The organism is Undibacterium sp. FW305-107 (genome assembly GCF_058788535.1).
In genome coordinates, this window is record NZ_JBYTAV010000006.1 from 307,844 (window position 1) to 324,773 (window position 16,930).

The window sequence follows — 16,930 nt, forward strand, 5'->3', positions numbered from 1 at the left end:
CAGAAATTTCTATATACTTAGTTAAACGTTTAACTAATAAATTGATTTGCCAGGTTTACTTCAACAGGGCAAATCAGGGCCTACACCAACCTGAAATCAAAAATGATGATGACTGAACAATTTAGTGAGCAATCCAGTGAAAAGCCTTTTAATCGCCTGCTCTTGACGGGTGCAGCCGGTGGCCTGGGGCGGGTTTTGCGTGAGCGCCTGAAGCCATGGACGAAAATACTCAGGCTCAGCGATATCGTCGATATAGAAAACCTGGTGCCTGGCGAAGAGGCGCAGACCTGCGACCTGGCTGACAGGGCAGGAGTATTTGAATTACTGAAAGATGTCGATGCCGTGCTGCACTTTGGTGGCATCTCTGTCGAGGACAAGTTTGAACCCATCATGCAGGCCAATATTTTGGGCATGTATCATTTGTATGAAGCGGTACACAAGCTGGGTATCAAACGCGTTATTTATGCCAGCTCCAGCCATGTCGTTGGTTTTTATCCGACGACAGAGAAAGTGAATGCGGACAGCCCGCTGCGGCCAGATGGTTTTTATGGTCTTAGCAAATCTTATGGCGAAGCGCTGTCGCGTTATTACTATGACCGTTTTGGCATAGAGACGGTGTGCCTGCGCATAGGCTCGTCCTTTCCTGAACCCCGTAATACCCGCATGATGGTGACTTATCTTAGTTACGATGATTTGCTGCTGTTGATCAAGACGGCATTGTTCACGCCCAAGGTGGGGCATAGCATCGTCTTTGGCGTATCGGACAATCCGGCGAAATGGTGGGACAACAGCAAGGCAGCCCACCTCGGGTTTACACCCAAGGATAGCTCAAGCGAGTTTGCCGGACGCTTCCCGCTGACTGCGAGCTGGCCCGATGCTGACGACATGACCAGCACCTATCAGGGTGGGCCGTTTGTTGTGGCCGGGCCGCAATACCAGGACTGAGGCAGTTTCATGTATTTACTTATCTTGTCTGGCAGCTTGCTTGCCAGTTTTACCTTGGTTTCTATTAGCGCTTTTGCCGCTGATGCGACTTCCGGCGTGACGGGTAATACCTTGTGTCTGAATGCGCAAAAACCGGGTAGCACAGATACTTATGCGCGTATAGAAAATGTTTTTGGCAAGGGTGCAGTAGAGGCCCCGAGTGATACGCACTACGCGCCAGTCAGGCCGCATATTATTGAAGCGAGTGATGATATGGTGCCAGCCTATTTTGCAGTGCTGGCGATAGACCCGACAGATGTCAACCTGGATGGCAAGACCATGGCTGAAGGTAGCGACCGATCCCGCACCGAGATCAAGATTGCGCCCAGCCTGATGGGTATGCACCAGGCCTTCAAGGCACGTGAAAATAACAGCTTTGTGTATAGCTGGCGTTTCAAGATTGATGCAGGCATGAAGTTTTCGCCCTCATTTACGCATATCCACCAGATCAAGGCCTATGGTGGCCGTTATGCTGAGCCGCCGCTGATCACTTTTACACCATTGTCCAGTGGACGTATGGAAGTGCGGCAAATTGATGATTTGAAAAACGACGGTGGTGCTTATCATGTACTCGGCACAGTGGCCCTGTCGCAGATACAGGGGCAATGGATAGACGTGCGTGAGCAGATCACATTCTCAAATTCTGCAGGTCGCTATCAATTGACCATGCGCGGTCAGGACGATCAGCCTGTATTGGAAATCGACAGTGCAGGTCTGCAATTGTGGCGCACAGGGGCAGATCACATGCGCCCGAAATGGGGGATCTACCGCAAGCACCATGCTATGCTGAATCAGGACAAGGATGATTACGTCTATTTTGCCAATCTTGGTATTACGCGCGGTGGCCAGCCGGATTCCAGTTGCCGTTAGTTCGCTAGTAAAGCTTGTCATTCTGGCGTGTATGGCGTGTATTAATACGGCCGTACTCGCAGCCCACCGTCAAGATAGTGACTGGGGCAAGACAGCTACTGGTCAGGTGGTGCAGGAACATTGCCTGCAGAATGATACACAGATGCGGGTTTGCTATCTGGATTATGGCGCGACAATAACCACTGTCGAAGTGCCAGACCGCGATGGCAGGCTAGCCAATATTATGCTCAGGCTTCCCGATCTGCCAGCTTATTTAATTACCAGGCACAGGCATGCGTCCATCATAGGGCGCTATGCTGGGCGTATAGGCAAAGCTGAATTTGCATTGAACGGACAAACTTATCGGTTGCCTGCCAATGAAAAAGGCGTCGCCCTGCATGGTGACCCGCAAGGCTTTGACAAGCGGGTGTGGTCACGCCAGGATTTTGAGGAGAACGACAGCCTGGGCACGCATTTTAATTTGCTCAGCCCCGACGGTGACCAGGGCTTTCCCGGTGAAATGCAGGTGACTGTCACTTACCGCTTGTACAGGGCGCACAATGAATTCAATATTGAATATCGTGCCGTCAGTGATAAAGCTACGGTCATCAACCTGACCAATCACGCCTACTTCAATCTGGCTGGAGCAGGCAGCAGAGGTTTGAGTACGCACCTGTTTCAAATCCATGCCGATCGTTATACTGAGACCGACAATAAACGCATACCCACAGGACGTATTTTACCGGTGGATGGCAGCGTGCTGGATATGCGAAAGTCCTCCGCCATCACACGCCGTCTTGAACAAGGTGACGCCTTGCTGGGGCAGCCAACTGCTTATGATCACAGCCTGCTGTTTGCCAATTGGGATCAGTCCTTGCGGGCCGTTGCACGTATCACTGAAACTGTATCTGGCCGGCAAATGCATATCTACACCACAGAGCCCTCAGTACAGTTCAATAGTGGTAATGGTTTTGATGGCAGTGAAGCCTCAGGCTATCAGCGTCATGACGGCTTTGCCTTTGAAACCCAGCACTTGCCCGACAGCCCGAATCACGCGAATTTCCCCTCGACTGTGCTTAACCCCGGGCAAGTGTTTAACTCTGTTACCAGTTTCCGTTTTTCTGTCACACCACCCCGAAACGTGAACAGGTGATAGTGAGTAAAGCGCATGGCGTACTAACCGAATTCCATAGCCAAGTGTCTGGTGAATTAACTCTAAAACATTTCTTGCTTTAGGGGAATTGGTTGCTCAAATTCATCTAATGCTATAATAGCAGGCAATTGATGCACATAAATTAATCATTGTGTCTCCAATCACCATCTCCAATTCCTGTCCCAAAGTACGTCTCTGACGTCACTTGTTTGTCTGCTACCGCATACATGTTTGACCGGTCACAAGCACTGCTGTGCTTTGGGTATTTGTATTTTCTATTGAGGTTTTATGTTTAAGAAAAGTTTCACTTTGATACTGCTGATCAGCAGTATGTTCATGTCCCTTGCACAAGCTGCAGAAAAGCTCACCGTGGGCCTGATCGCTACCACCAGCATAGAAGATACACGCAAGCGCTGGCAGCCTTTGCTTGATGATCTGGCAAAAAGCACAGGTACAGAAGTGACTGCTGCCATTTCTTCCAATTACAGCGATATCGTTGCTGGTTTGAAAGAGAACAAGATACAAATCGCCTGGCTGAGCAGCAAGGTCGCCCTTGATGCGGTTGAAGACGGCAAAGCCACAGTGTTTGCACAAATGGTGAAAAGCGATGGCTCACGCGGTTATAACTCCGTTCTCATCGCCTCCAGCAAGAGTGCTTTGACCAGCTTTGACCAGGTTTCTGCCAAGCCTGGCGTGTATATTTTCTCTGATGGCGATAAAAAATCGACTTCTGGCTATCTGGTTCCTGCTTATTACCTGTTTTCCAAGAACAAGATAGATCCGGCAAAACTGTTCAAGAAAGTCATCGTTGGTAATCATCAGACGAATTTCTCTGCCATTTTGCGCGGTGAGGCCGATGTAGCTACTTTTAACAGTGAAGAAATGGACAGACTGAAGAAAGAAGCGCCAGACCAGGTCAGCAAAGTGCGCGTTATCTGGACTTCGCCTTTGATACCGAATGATCCTATTTTGTATCGCAAGGATATGTCACCAGCGTTGAAAACCCGGGTGGAAGATTTCTTTATCAATTATGGCAAGCAAAAGCAGGCGCAAGTCGTCTTGAAAGATATCCTGAATCTTTCCGGTTTCCAGCGTTCTACCGATGCTCAATTGAAACCTATCGCCGATTTAACATTGTTTAGCCTTTTGCGCGATAATTTGAACAACCCAAGCCTGACGGATGTGGAAAAACAAAAGAAATTTGATGAAGTCAGTGCCCGTTTTGGCAAATTGAGCTTTGTGCTGGAAGCATCCCGCATCAAATAACTCTAAAAAGTTCCAAGTAATTTGTAAAAAAGCTGAAATAAATACAATAAATCGAGGGGTTTTGCGCTAATTCTTCCTAATTTATTGTTTTTTTATAAAATATTTAAAAAAATTTCTGACTTTTGTAACTTATCATGTCAACTGAATCGCGAACCGGTGCGTTTTCGGACTAAAGAATCTTTGCTGACACCTTCCTTTAAGCAAAGTTTCCCTTTAAGGAGTCAGAAAATGATTTACGAAATACTGGTTCGCCCTTCGGACAACAGCAAGAAAATGACTTCCGATCATTTGATCTGGATAGAAAGCAACATGACTACTCGTTCTTTCGAGAACTGGCTGCGTGAAAAATCCTTGCTGGACGGTAGTGGTCATGCGCCTGTAGCGCGTTGGAGCATTGTGCAGACTCAGCGTCCTGCACATTTCAATCTGGCAACACAGGCAAAAGCCTTGAAGAGCCGTATTTCTGAATTGATGACTGGTACTCCAGAAATCGTTGCAGTGCCGGATGCATCCCGCGCACTCAAAGCCTTCCGCTTGAAAAGCCCGGCTCAAGAACTCATCGCAGCCTGAGCGCTATGTGATTGCCAGCGTTCCGGCCAGGCCGGAAAGCTGGCGGCGGCAAAAGCTCCCTTAACAGTTCATTGCTGACCCATGCCCCGCAACGCGGGCATGGTGGTAGTGCTCATGGTGAGAGCTATGCTTGCATCATTCGCTGTTGCCAGTGTGTCGCTGCACAGTCGTGTATGTGCTGGCAGATAAGTTTTGACAAGACAGACTGATGCCAAGCACAATCCAGACTCTTTTGGATTGCCCGCACAGACATGGCCAGACTAGCCCGACTCGTTATTCCGCATCAGCAACATCATGTTATCCAGCGTGGCAATGCTGGTGCCGTGATTTTTCAGGATGCCGAGGATTACAGCAGCTTTCTGGACTGGCTCAAGCAAGCTGCAAAGCTGTTTGATGTTGCCATCCATGCCTATGTACTGATGCCAGATCATCTGCATTTGTTACTGACGCCTGGTGACGAGCCAGGCCTGGGCAAGATGATGCAATGGCTGGGGCGCCACTATGTCCCTTATTTTAATCGCAAATATCAACGCATGGGCACCCTCTGGCAGGGACGTTACCGTGCAACCGTTATTGAATCCGCCAGTTACTTCATCCCTTGCAGTATTTATATGGAAAGCAATCCCCTGCGTGCCGGTCTGGTGCAGGATTTGCTCGATTACACCTGGTCCAGTTACCGGCATCATGTAGGCCTGCATATTGATCCCTTGATCACCGATCATAGCTGTTATTGGGCACTTGGCAATACACCTTTCCAGCGTGAGGCTGCCTATAAACAAAGCCTGGAACAGGGTTTGTCAAACACGCAAATCAGTGAAATTACCCAGGCCACCACCAAGGCCTGGATGCTGGGCTCCGCCAGATTCAAGATAGAAATGAGCAAGCTCACCGAGAGGCGGGTAGAGCCAGTCAAGCGTGGCCGCCCCCGCAAAACCCAGGAAAGCGCCTGAGTTTTTCGTTTGCATGAACTGATCTGCAGCCTGCTTCAGTACCTGAAAATCATGCACCGAGCACTGAAAACCCAGTAAACACGCTGCTTTTTACTATGTCCCTATTTAAATATTAAAGAAAATTGGCTTATTTAAAATTGACACTGACCCTAATTAAACCAGTTGCGTAATATTTTGCAGTGCACTATTCTCTGTCTTGTCCTGACAGGATTTACGCCAAACTGTCGTGCCAGCGCATTAACAACCAACGAATGCCTGGCACATTTGTCCAGCGTAGCGCCATGCCCTTACCCGGAAGCCTGGCCAATAAAGTTTGATCACCCTTCAAGCTAACGTCATCAAGCTGCCATCCGCAGCCAGCAAAATTGCTGAATAGCCAAGCCAGCTATTCATGCCGACAGCTGTTTCACGTAAGTCCTGATATTGAAATTGTCCTCCGGAGATCCACTATGCACGCTCAAGGTTTATACGACCCATCCAATGAACATGACGCCTGTGGCGTAGGTTTTGTTGCCCATATTAAAGGCAAGAAGACGCATGCCATCGTCGATCAGGGTTTGTTGATTTTGAAAAATCTTGACCACAGGGGCGCGGTCGGTGCTGATGCCTTGATGGGTGATGGTGCCGGTATCCTGATCCAGATTCCTGACCAGTATTACCGTGAAGAGATGGCCAAGCAGGGCATAGCCTTGCCACCGCCAGGTGAATACGGAGTCGGCATGATCTTCCTGCCCAAGGAACATGCATCCCGCCTCGCTTGCGAACAAGAGATAGAACGTGCCGTGCGTGCCGAAGGCCAGGTCGTACTGGGCTGGCGTGACGTGCCGGTAGACCGTGACATGCCCATGTCGCCTACCGTGCGTGAAAAAGAGCCGGTCATCCGTCAGATTTTCATCGGTCGCGGCCCTGACATCATGGTGACTGATGCACTGGAACGCAAACTTTATGTGATACGCAAATCGGCAGTGCATGCGATTGAAGCCTTGAAGCTCTTGCATGGTAAGGAATATTTCGTACCATCCATGTCTGCCCGTACCATCGTCTACAAAGGTTTGCTGCTGGCTGACCAGGTCGGTGTCTACTATAAAGATTTGCAGGATGAGCGTTGTGTCTCTGCGCTAGCCCTGGTGCATCAGCGTTTCTCGACCAATACCTTCCCGGAATGGCCACTGGCCCACCCTTATCGCATGATTGCGCATAATGGTGAGATCAACACCGTCAAAGGCAATTTCAACTGGATGCGCGCTCGTGAAGGCGTCATGAAATCTGCCGTGCTCGGCGACGATCTGCAAAAACTGTATCCGTTGATATTTGAAGGCCAGTCTGATACCGCAAGCTTCGACAATGCGCTGGAATTGCTGGTGATGGCTGGTTATCCAATTGCACAAGCCATGATGATGATGATCCCGGAAGCCTGGGAAAACCACACCATGATGGATGAAAACCGCCGCGCCTTCTATGAATACCACGCTGCCATGATGGAACCATGGGACGGCCCTGCCGCCATGGCCTTTACTGATGGCCGCCAGATTGGTGGTACGCTGGACCGCAATGGCCTGCGTCCTGCACGTTACATCGTTACCGATGATGACCTGGTCGTCATGGCATCTGAATCCGGCGTCTTGCCTATCCCAGAATCCAAGATCATCAAGAAATGGCGTTTGCAACCAGGCAAGATGTTCCTTATTGACCTGGAAGCCGGCCGCATCATCGATGACAAGGAAATCAAGGATACCTACGCCAATGCCAAGCCTTACAAGCAATGGATTAAATCGGTACGCATCAAGCTCAATGAGTTGAAGGCAGCAGAAGACAAGACCGTCTACTCAGCCACCTTGCTGGACAGACAGCAAGCCTTTGGCTACACCCAGGAAGATTTGAAGTTCCTGATGGCGCCGATGGCACTGGCAGGTGAAGAAGCAATCGGCTCCATGGGCAATGATTCTTCCCTGGCTGTGATGTCGAACAAGCTCAAGCCTTTGTATAACTACTTCAAGCAATTGTTTGCGCAGGTGACCAACCCGCCTATCGATCCTATCCGTGAAGCGATGGTGATGTCGCTGGTATCTTTCATCGGTCCAAAACCGAATTTGCTTGATACCAATAACATCAACCCACCCATGCGTCTGGAAGTAGCGCAACCGATACTGGATTTTGCTGATATCGCCAAACTGCGCAATATCAGCGCCAATACCGGCGGCAAGTTCAAGTCTTACGAGCTGGATATCTGCTACCCCATCGCCTGGGGCAAGGATGGTATCGAAGCGCGTCTGGCATCCATCTGTGCTGAAGTCGTCGATGCGGTCAAGTCTGGCCACAACATCATGATCATCACGGACCGCAAGATGGATGAGTACTATGTGGCGATCCCGGCTTTGCTGGCAACATCTACCGTGCATCAGCATCTGGTCAGCAAGGGTTTGCGTACCACCACTGGCCTGGTAGTCGAGACTGGCTCTGCCCGCGAAACCCATCATTTTGCCCTGCTGGCAGGTTATGGTGCCGAAGCTGTCCATCCTTACCTGGCAATGCAGACACTGGCCGATATGGCTAAGGATTTGTCGGGTGAGTTGTCGGCAGAAAAAGCCGTCTATAACTACACCAAGGCAATTGGCAAGGGCTTGATGAAAGTCATGTCCAAGATGGGTATCTCTACCTATATGTCTTACTGCGGTGCGCAGATTTTTGAAGCCGTAGGCTTGAACAAATCCCTGGTCGACAAATACTTCAAGGGCACGGCATCGAATGTAGAAGGCATAGGCGTATTTGAAGTTGCAGAAGAAGCCCTGCGCTTGCACAAGGCAGCTTTCGGCCAGGACCCGGTACTGGAAAATGCGCTGGATGCAGGTGGTGAATATGCCTTCCGTGTGCGTGGTGAAGACCATATGTGGACACCGGATGCAATCGCCAAGCTGCAACATTCCACTCGTGCCAACAACTACAATTCTTATAAAGAATACGCACAGATCATCAATGACCAAAGCAAGCGTCATATGACTTTGCGTGGTCTGTTTGAATTCAAGATCGATCCTACCAAGGCAATATCTCTGGACCAGGTAGAACCTGCGAAGGAAATCGTCAAGCGTTTCGCGACTGGCGCGATGTCGCTGGGTTCCATCAGTACAGAAGCACATGCGACACTGGCAGTGGCCATGAACCGCATAGGTGGAAAATCCAATACCGGTGAAGGTGGTGAAGATCCTGCGCGTTACCAGCAAGAGCTGAAAGGCATCCCTATCAAGCAGGGTGCGACACTGGCTTCCGTCATCGGCAAAGACCAGATAGAAGTGGATATTCCTTTGCAGGATGGTGATTCGCTGCGCTCGAAAATCAAGCAAGTCGCCTCTGGCCGTTTTGGTGTTACCGCTGAATACCTGAGTTCTGCTGACCAGATACAAATCAAGATGGCGCAAGGTGCCAAGCCGGGTGAGGGTGGTCAGTTGCCAGGCCATAAAGTATCTGAATACATCGCCAAACTGCGTTTCTCTGTACCTGGCGTGGGCTTGATTTCTCCGCCACCGCATCATGATATTTATTCGATTGAAGATCTGGCGCAGTTGATTCATGACTTGAAAAACGCCAATCCAAAAGCATCGATCTCAGTCAAGCTGGTGTCTGAAGTGGGCGTTGGTACAGTAGCTGCCGGTGTGTCCAAAGCCAAGGCGGATCACGTCGTCATCGCCGGTCATGACGGTGGCACTGGTGCTTCACCTTTGTCTTCCATCAAACATGCTGGTACACCGTGGGAGCTGGGCTTGTCTGAAACCCAGCAGACCCTGGTCTTGAATGGCTTGCGTGGCCGTGTCCGTGTGCAGGCTGATGGCCAGATGAAGACTGGCCGTGACGTCGCGATTGCCGCCATGCTGGGTGCCGATGAAATCGGTTTTGCGACAGCACCGCTGGTGGTTGAAGGCTGCATCATGATGCGCAAATGCCATCTGAACACTTGCCCGGTAGGCGTGGCTACGCAAGACCCGGTCTTGCGTGCCAAATTCTCTGGTAAGCCTGAATATGTCGTCAATTACTTCTTCTTTGTGGCAGAAGAATTGCGTCAGATCATGGCGCAACTTGGTATACGCACTTATGACGATTTGATAGGCCGTGTTGACCTGCTGGATAAATCCAAGGCGGTATCGCACTGGAAAGCCAAAGGGCTGGATTTCAGCCGCATTTTCTATCAGCCAGAACTGGCTGAAGGTGCAGCGATACGCCATGTTGATGTGCAAGATCATGGTCTGGAAAAAGCGCTCGACAATAAACTGATCGCCCAGGCAAAAATCGCCCTGGAAACAGGTGAAAAAGTATCCTTCATCTCGCCTATCAAAAACCTGAACCGCACTGTGGGCACGATGCTGTCTGGCGAAGTGGCGAAAAAATATGGTCACGCCGGTTTGCCGGATGACACTATCCACATCCAATTGCAAGGTACGGCTGGCCAGTCTGCTGGTGCTTTCCTGGCGCATGGCGTGACGCTGGATCTGGTGGGTGAAGGGAATGATTACGTAGGTAAAGGTTTGTCCGGTGGCCGTATCATCATCCGCCCGAATACAGAATTCCGTGGCTGGGCAGTGGACAACATCATCTGCGGTAACACGGTACTGTACGGTGCCATCTCTGGTGAAGCCTTTATCAATGGTGTTGCTGGTGAACGTTTCGCAGTGCGTAATTCTGGCGCAGTCACCGTGGTTGAAGGTACTGGCGACCATGGCTGTGAATACATGACAGGCGGCACCGTTATCGTTCTCGGTAATACTGGCCGTAACTTTGCTGCTGGTATGTCGGGTGGTATCGCGTATGTGTATGACCCGGAAGGTGAATTCGAAGCCAAGTGCAATATGTCCATGGTGACACTGGAGCCAGTCCTGGCTGGTGACGTACAAGTGGCGACCCTGGATAAGTCGATCTGGCATAGCCGTCTGCGTGGCGGTGATGGCGAGACGGATGAAGCCATCTTGCGCAATCTGATAGAGCGTCATTTCAAGCACACAGGCAGTACCCGCGCCCGCAATTTGCTGGATGACTGGGCCCGCAGCCGTGCCAAGTTCGTCAAGGTATTCCCTACCGAATACAAGCGTGCTTTGGGTGAAATGTATGCAGCAAAACAGCTCGCAGTGAAAAAGGAAAAAGTCCCGGCATAGTCGAGTGAGCGTGGCCGCAGCAGTCTGCGGTCACGTCCTCCTGTGTTCTCCAGACTATTTAGCTTATTTCAGTTTATTTCAGATTAAGACAGGGCAGATGCCCGCAACAAAATTGAGGTTAGAAAATGGGTAAAGTTACCGGCTTCATGGAATACCAGCGTTTGCAGGAAGCAAGCGAAGCTCCACAGTCACGCAAAAAGCATTACAAGGAATTTTTGGTGCATCTCGATGATGGCCAGGCCAAGGTGCAGGCCGCACGCTGCATGGACTGTGGCATTCCTTTCTGTAATAACGGCTGCCCCGTCAACAACATCATCCCTGACTGGAATGACCTGGTGTTCAACGGCAATTACAAACTGGCGCTCGACACCCTGCATTCCACCAATAACTTCCCGGAGTTCACAGGCCGTATTTGCCCTGCGCCTTGTGAGTCTGCCTGTACCCTGGGTATCAATAGCGATGCCGTCGGCATCAAGTCGATAGAACATTTCATCATCGACAAAGGCTGGGAAAATGGCTGGGTCCTGCCGCAAGTGCCATCGATCAAGACCGGCAAGAAAATCGCCGTGGTTGGTTCTGGTCCTGCGGGCCTGGCAGCCGCCCAGCAACTGGCGCGTGTCGGCCATGATGTGACTGTATTTGAAAAAAATGACCGTGTCGGTGGCTTGCTGCGTTATGGCATCCCTGATTTCAAGATGGAAAAATCCCATATCGACCGTCGTGTCGATCAGATGGTGGCAGAGGGTGTGACTTTCCGCACCAGCGTATTCGTCGGCAAGGACTTTCCCGCAACAGTGACCAACTGGGCCAAGGAAACCATTTCGCCTGAGCAGCTGCAAAAAGACTTTGATGCCGTCATCATCGCCGGTGGTGCAGAAACGCCGCGTGACTTGCCTGTACCTGGCCGTGAACTCAAAGGCGTACATTTCGCCATGGACTTCTTGCCCCTGCAAAACAAGGTCAATGCCGGTGACAAGGTCAAGGACCAGATCATGGCCAGTGGCAAACATGTTGTCGTCATTGGTGGTGGCGATACTGGTTCTGACTGCGTTGGTACATCCAACCGCCATGGTGCCAAATCTGTAGCCCAGTTTGAACTCATGCCGCAACCACCAGAGCAAGAAAACAAACCCATGGTCTGGCCTTACTGGCCAACCAAGTTGCGCACCTCTTCTTCGCATGAAGAAGGTTGCGATCGTGACTGGGCAGTAGCGACCAAGCGTCTGGAAGGCAAGGCAGGTAAGGTAGAGAAGCTGATCGCCTGCCGCGTTGAGTGGAAAGACGGCAAAATGCAGGAAGTGCCAGACTCTGAATTTGAAATGAAGGCCGACCTGGTTTTGCTGGCCATGGGCTTTGTCTCGCCAGTACAACAAGTGTTGGATGCCTTTGGTGTTGATAAGGATGCACGCGGCAATGCAAGGGCGACGACAGATGGCGCTGGCTGTTACAAGACCAATGTCGACAAGGTGTATGCCGCAGGTGACATGCGCCGTGGTCAGTCGCTGGTAGTGTGGGCGATACGCGAAGGGCGTCAATGTGCGCGTGAAGTGGATGCCTTCTTGATGGGCGATTCTGTTTTGCCTCGCTAATCCTGGTTGAAAACCGTGTCCGTCACCAATATTTCTCGGTGGTGACGCTCACACGGTCTTGATTTGCCTCCCTAAATCAGAGGCAAGTCCGCTGCGGCAAGTTGGTATTTGCGGGAGTTTTGCAAATAACTGACTTGCCGTTCATTAAAAAAATTTATTTTCATCCCCCTCATTTGAATTAAATTTGGAAAAATGCGCATTTATCGCGTTTTGCTTGAAATAGCGCCAATATTCTGAATATTCGTCAATTAGTTGTTTTTATGTCATAGTTGTCTGTACAACCCTCTTTGCCTTTCTGCATTACAATCTAGTTTTTATAAAACTATCTCCCCATTGCTGTGCCAAATCTTGTAGAAATTCGCGATATCCAGTTTGGGTATGGAGACCGGACTATCCTGTCTGAACTCCGTATGGATTTCCCACGCGGTAAACTGATTGCCGTCATGGGTGGTTCAGGTTCCGGCAAGACCACGATCTTGCGTCTGATAGGTGGCCAGATCCGTGCTCAGCGTGGCAGTATCAAGGTCAACGGACAGGAAATCGGTGAGCTTGATACCCAGGGCTTGTACACCATACGCAGGAAAATGGGCATGCTGTTCCAGCATGGCGCATTGTTCACGGACTTGAATGTCTTTGATAACGTCGCCTTCCCCATGCGTGAACATACTGACCTCAGCGAGGCCATGATACGTGACCTGGTGCTGCTGAAATTACAGGCGGTTGGTCTGCGCAATGCAGCGGGCCTCATGCCAGCGGAAATTTCTGGCGGCATGGCCAGGCGCGTAGCACTGGCCCGTGCAGTGGCGCTGGACCCTGAATTGATCATGTATGACGAGCCCTTTGCCGGGCTGGATCCTATTTCCATGGGTGTTGCTGCCAATCTGATACGGAACTTGAACGACGCTTTGGGGTCTACATCCATCCTGGTGTCACATGATGTGCATGAGACCTTTGCCATTGCCGACTATGTCTACTTCCTGTCCAAGGGCAAGATCGTCGCGCAGGGTACGCCAGAAGAAATGCGGGTGTCTGAAGACCCGTATGTAAAACAGTTTGTGCATGCAGAGGCAGATGGACCCGTGCCTTTCCATTATCCCGGTGCATCCCTGCAGGCGGACCTGGGTTTGGAGAAGTGCGCATGATCATAGAAAAAATTGGTGGTTTTGTCAGATCGGTTATGGCTGATCTGGGTTATGCGGCTCGCAGTTTTTTTTCCATCCTGGCAAATTGCCTGGGTTTGTGGCGCAGGCCGCGTCTGGTAACAGACCAGATCCATTTCATCGGCAATTATTCCATGGTGATTATTGCCGTATCGGGATTATTTGTCGGTTTCGTGCTGGCCTATCAGGGTTATTACACCCTGAACCGTTATGGCTCTGAAGAGGCGCTGGGTTTGCTGGTGGCATTGTCGTTGACCCGCGAACTCGGGCCAGTTGTGACTGCTTTGCTGTTCGCCGGACGTGCCGGTACTTCGTTGACGGCAGAAATAGGCTTGATGAAGGCTGGTGAGCAACTGGCTGCGATGGAGATGATGGCAGTTAACCCTATACAAAGGGTGCTGGCACCGCGTTTTCTGGCAGGCATCATCGCCATGCCAATACTGACTTCCATCTTTAATGCCATGGGCATTATTGGTGGTTATGTCGTTGGTGTGAAATTGATAGGTGTTGATAACGGCGCGTTCTGGTCGCAGATGCAGGCAGGCGTAGAAGTATTTCAGGATATAGGTAATGGTGTTGTCAAAAGCATAGTTTTTGGTTTTGCAGTAAGCTTTGTTGCATTATTCCAGGGTTATGAAGCGCAGCCTACTCCTGAAGGTGTAGCGCGTGCCACCACCAGAACGGTGGTCATATCCTCTTTGCTGGTGTTGTGGCTGGATTTCCTGTTGACAGCATGGATGTTTCAATAGACCAGGCCTGACCAGTACTTTGGGCTGTGCGGGCAGTGCATTTGGCATTGCAGCTGAATTATTTGTTAAGACCTGCAACGAGGCAGGGTGTTTGGCAAAATCGCAAGAAATCGTAAGAATTGGTGGAAAAGAAAAATGCAAAAAAAATCTCTCGACTTTTGGGTAGGCCTGTTTGTGTTGCTGGGTGCGGCTGCACTGTTGTTTCTGGCACTCAAGGCGGGCAATTTAAGCTCTCTGTCCTTTGAGCAGACGTATACTGTCACAGGGCGCTTCGACAATATAGGCGGCCTCAAGCCAAGAGCCGCAGTGAAAAGCGCAGGTGTGGTGGTAGGGCGCATCAGTGAAATCAAATTTGACGATAAAACTTACCAGGCGACTGTCGTCATGGAGTTGGAAAAGCGTTACAAATTCCCAAAAAATTCATCCATCAAGATACTGACCGCAGGCTTGCTTGGTGAGCAATATATAGGTTTGACAGCAGGCAGTGATGAAAAATTGCTGGTTGCTGGCGACAGAATTACATTTACCCAGGATGCCATCGTGCTGGAAAGCCTGATCAGTCAGTTCCTGTTCAGCAAAGCAGCAGACGGCAATACGGAAGAGAAAAAATGACAAGAACAGATAAGTTTCCTGCAAGTAGCAGGATGTTAGCCATGTTGCTACTGCTGGCCAGCGTTTTGCTGACTGGTTGCAGCACGGTGTCAGTAGAAAAAATCAAGGACAAGGCTGACCAGACTCTTGATGTATTAAGCACCAAGACCAATATAGGCAAAAACCCACGTGATCCACTGGAGGGGTTTAACCGTGCCATGTTCAGCTTTAACGACACTGTGGATACAGCAGTAGTCAAGCCGGTCGCACAGGCTTACCGTGCTGCTACGCCCAGCTTTGTGCAAACTGGTATAGGTAACTTTTTCAGCAATATTGGTGATGTCTGGAATGCAGTCAACAATTTGCTGCAGGGCCGGGTCAATGACAGTGCCACTGACGTCATGCGGTTTGCCGTGAATACCACCATAGGTATAGGTGGTTTGATTGACATAGGTTCGGCTGCTGGCATGCCCAAACATAATGAAGATTTTGGGCAGACACTGGGGCGCTGGGGTGTCAAGTCTGGCCCTTACCTGGTCTTGCCGGTATTGGGGCCATCGACAGTACGTGATGCCCTGGCTACGCCAGTCGATATGCGTGGTGATCTGTGGTACTACAAGCGCCCTATGTATATCAAGAACATAGGCTCGGTAGTGCGTCTGGTTGACAAGCGTGCATCGGTATTGGATGCCGGTAGCTTGCTGGAAGAAGCAGCACTTGATAAATATGTATTTTTCCGCGATGCCTATCTGCAACGCCGTGCGGGTCAGGTAAGTCCTGACGCTGATTAAATAGCTGCTTTGAAATTGTAAGAATTGGTGTAGGTGTGGTGAACTGGGTCAACCGCCGAGGCTGCTGACAAGTTAACTGCTCATGTGCGGTGTTTGCCGCAAAATCAGGAACAGGAATAATAAAATGAAACGAACTCTGACAAAATTTTTTAACTTTGTATTTGCCAGCCTGCTTATCACTGGCCTGGCCGGCGGTGCAGCACAAGCACAGGAAGCGCCAGATGCACTGATCAAACGCCTGAGCCAGGAAATCCTGGATACGGCAAAAAATGACAAGGATATCCAGGCCGGAAATCAAAAGAAAGTCTATGACATGGTGGAAAGCAAGATACTGCCATTCATCGATTTCCCGCGCATGACTTCCCTGGCTGCCGGTAAAAGCTGGAAAGAAGCGACGCCTGAACAGCAAAAGCAGCTGACCAATGAATTCCGCACTTTGCTGGTATTCACGTATTCTGGTGCGATTTCCCAGATCAAGGATCAACGCGTCGAATTCAAGCCTATGCGTGCTGATCCAACTGATACTGAAGTTGAGGTACGTACCCAGGTTATACAGTCACGTGGTGAGCCTATCGTCTTGAACTATCGCCTGGAAAAATTGGCAACTGGCTGGAAGATTTTTGACATCAATGTACTCGGTGCCTGGTTGGTGGAAACGTACAAAGGCAGTTTCTCTGCTGAAATCACCAAATCTGGTATTGATGGCCTGATCAAGACCCTGGCTGAGAAGAACAAGAAACTGGCTGCTGCCAGTGCGGCAAAAAACGCAGCGAAATAAAACGCAAGATATAACGCAAAATCAGTCCGGGAACGCATTGTGTATACAGTAACAGGTGAGCTTAGCCATGATAATGCCAATGCAGTTGTTACTGCAGGCTTGTCTGCCATAGCTGCAGGCCAGTCAGAGTTCGACTTGTCGGCGCTGACGAAAATTGATTCCAGTGCAGTCGCCGTCTTGATAGCCTGGCAACGTCAGGCTATAGAGCGTGGCGTGCAATTGCAATTTAGCGGGTATTCTGCCAACCTGCTGAGCTTGCTCACCCTGTACGGTCTCAACGAGCAATTCCAGCTTCATCCATCAGAGCGACATTGATCGCTTTCTGAATCTATTTCCTGAAAAGCATGCCTGTAAGAATACAG

At 50.2% G+C, this 16,930-nt stretch carries 14 protein-coding genes; all 14 read left to right on the plus strand.

What is annotated here, in order from left to right; genetic code table 11:
• The first annotated feature begins 105 nt into the window (after nt 1-105).
• The 14 genes from AC3WQT_RS15565 to AC3WQT_RS15630 all read left to right on the plus strand — a co-directional run bounded on the left by AC3WQT_RS15565 (nt 106) and on the right by AC3WQT_RS15630 (nt 16,883).
• On the plus strand, nt 106-945 hold the full coding sequence (locus AC3WQT_RS15565; RefSeq protein ID WP_492705056.1) for an NAD-dependent epimerase/dehydratase family protein: 840 nt from the start codon (nt 106-108) through the stop codon (nt 943-945).
• A 9-nt stretch (nt 946-954) separates the two neighbouring features.
• Entirely contained in the window at nt 955-1,854 is a 900-nt protein-coding gene (locus AC3WQT_RS15570; protein WP_492704929.1) for a heparin lyase I family protein, read from the plus strand.
• Nucleotides 1,855-1,885: 31 nt separating this feature from the next.
• The gene (locus AC3WQT_RS15575; RefSeq protein WP_492704931.1) at nt 1,886-2,986 is read left to right on the plus strand and encodes an aldose epimerase family protein; all 1,101 of its coding nucleotides are present in this window, start codon (nt 1,886-1,888) and stop codon (nt 2,984-2,986) included.
• A 288-nt stretch (nt 2,987-3,274) separates the two neighbouring features.
• The gene (gene phnD, locus AC3WQT_RS15580) at nt 3,275-4,252 is read left to right on the plus strand and encodes a phosphate/phosphite/phosphonate ABC transporter substrate-binding protein (protein ID WP_492704933.1); all 978 of its coding nucleotides are present in this window, start codon (nt 3,275-3,277) and stop codon (nt 4,250-4,252) included.
• Nucleotides 4,253-4,480: 228 nt separating this feature from the next.
• Nucleotides 4,481-4,822, plus strand: coding sequence for a hypothetical protein (locus AC3WQT_RS15585; protein ID WP_162043511.1), 342 nt, complete (start codon nt 4,481-4,483; stop codon nt 4,820-4,822).
• Between the two features lie 251 nt (nt 4,823-5,073).
• On the plus strand, nt 5,074-5,772 hold the full coding sequence (locus tag AC3WQT_RS15590) for a transposase (RefSeq protein ID WP_492704935.1): 699 nt from the start codon (nt 5,074-5,076) through the stop codon (nt 5,770-5,772).
• Nucleotides 5,773-6,221: 449 nt separating this feature from the next.
• On the plus strand, nt 6,222-10,910 hold the full coding sequence (locus AC3WQT_RS15595; protein WP_492704937.1) for a glutamate synthase-related protein: 4,689 nt from the start codon (nt 6,222-6,224) through the stop codon (nt 10,908-10,910).
• A 125-nt stretch (nt 10,911-11,035) separates the two neighbouring features.
• Nucleotides 11,036-12,499 (plus strand): glutamate synthase subunit beta, encoded by a 1,464-nt coding sequence (locus AC3WQT_RS15600; protein ID WP_423013743.1) that lies wholly within the window; start codon nt 11,036-11,038, stop codon nt 12,497-12,499.
• Between the two features lie 338 nt (nt 12,500-12,837).
• Nucleotides 12,838-13,641 carry an ABC transporter ATP-binding protein gene (locus tag AC3WQT_RS15605; RefSeq protein WP_492704939.1) on the plus strand — a complete coding sequence of 268 codons (804 nt, stop codon included), beginning with the start codon at nt 12,838-12,840 and terminating at the stop codon, nt 13,639-13,641.
• On the plus strand, nt 13,638-14,408 hold the full coding sequence (gene mlaE, locus AC3WQT_RS15610; protein WP_492704941.1) for a lipid asymmetry maintenance ABC transporter permease subunit MlaE: 771 nt from the start codon (nt 13,638-13,640) through the stop codon (nt 14,406-14,408). The genes AC3WQT_RS15605 and mlaE overlap by 4 nt, the downstream gene beginning before the upstream one ends.
• Nucleotides 14,409-14,543: 135 nt before the next feature.
• On the plus strand, nt 14,544-15,020 hold the full coding sequence (gene mlaD, locus AC3WQT_RS15615; protein ID WP_423005172.1) for an outer membrane lipid asymmetry maintenance protein MlaD: 477 nt from the start codon (nt 14,544-14,546) through the stop codon (nt 15,018-15,020).
• A gap of 41 nt (nt 15,021-15,061) precedes the next feature.
• A complete protein-coding gene (locus tag AC3WQT_RS15620; protein WP_492704943.1) occupies nt 15,062-15,790 on the plus strand; it encodes an MlaA family lipoprotein in 729 nt (242 codons plus the stop codon).
• 124 nt (nt 15,791-15,914) lie between these two features.
• A complete protein-coding gene (locus tag AC3WQT_RS15625) occupies nt 15,915-16,568 on the plus strand; it encodes an MlaC/ttg2D family ABC transporter substrate-binding protein (RefSeq protein WP_492704945.1) in 654 nt (217 codons plus the stop codon).
• A 36-nt stretch (nt 16,569-16,604) separates the two neighbouring features.
• Nucleotides 16,605-16,883 (plus strand): STAS domain-containing protein, encoded by a 279-nt coding sequence (locus tag AC3WQT_RS15630; RefSeq protein ID WP_492705058.1) that lies wholly within the window; start codon nt 16,605-16,607, stop codon nt 16,881-16,883.
• Nucleotides 16,884-16,930: the final 47 nt, after the last annotated feature.

What these genes read in the sequence shown, in the direction of transcription:
- AC3WQT_RS15590 (WP_492704935.1), top strand. Translation starts at nt 5,074, where the DNA reads ATGGCCAGACTAGCCCGACTCGTTATTCCGCATCAGCAACATCATGTT.
- AC3WQT_RS15620 (WP_492704943.1), top strand. Translation starts at nt 15,062, where the DNA reads ATGTTGCTACTGCTGGCCAGCGTTTTGCTGACTGGTTGCAGCACGGTG.
- AC3WQT_RS15575 (WP_492704931.1), top strand. Translation starts at nt 1,886, where the DNA reads ATGGCGTGTATTAATACGGCCGTACTCGCAGCCCACCGTCAAGATAGT.
- AC3WQT_RS15565 (WP_492705056.1), top strand. Translation starts at nt 106, where the DNA reads ATGATGACTGAACAATTTAGTGAGCAATCCAGTGAAAAGCCTTTTAAT.
- mlaD (WP_423005172.1), top strand. Translation starts at nt 14,544, where the DNA reads ATGCAAAAAAAATCTCTCGACTTTTGGGTAGGCCTGTTTGTGTTGCTG.
- phnD (WP_492704933.1), top strand. Translation starts at nt 3,275, where the DNA reads ATGTTTAAGAAAAGTTTCACTTTGATACTGCTGATCAGCAGTATGTTC.
- AC3WQT_RS15570 (WP_492704929.1), top strand. Translation starts at nt 955, where the DNA reads ATGTATTTACTTATCTTGTCTGGCAGCTTGCTTGCCAGTTTTACCTTG.
- mlaE (WP_492704941.1), top strand. Translation starts at nt 13,638, where the DNA reads ATGATCATAGAAAAAATTGGTGGTTTTGTCAGATCGGTTATGGCTGAT.
- AC3WQT_RS15595 (WP_492704937.1), top strand. Translation starts at nt 6,222, where the DNA reads ATGCACGCTCAAGGTTTATACGACCCATCCAATGAACATGACGCCTGT.
- AC3WQT_RS15585 (WP_162043511.1), top strand. Translation starts at nt 4,481, where the DNA reads ATGATTTACGAAATACTGGTTCGCCCTTCGGACAACAGCAAGAAAATG.
- AC3WQT_RS15600 (WP_423013743.1), top strand. Translation starts at nt 11,036, where the DNA reads ATGGGTAAAGTTACCGGCTTCATGGAATACCAGCGTTTGCAGGAAGCA.
- AC3WQT_RS15625 (WP_492704945.1), top strand. Translation starts at nt 15,915, where the DNA reads ATGAAACGAACTCTGACAAAATTTTTTAACTTTGTATTTGCCAGCCTG.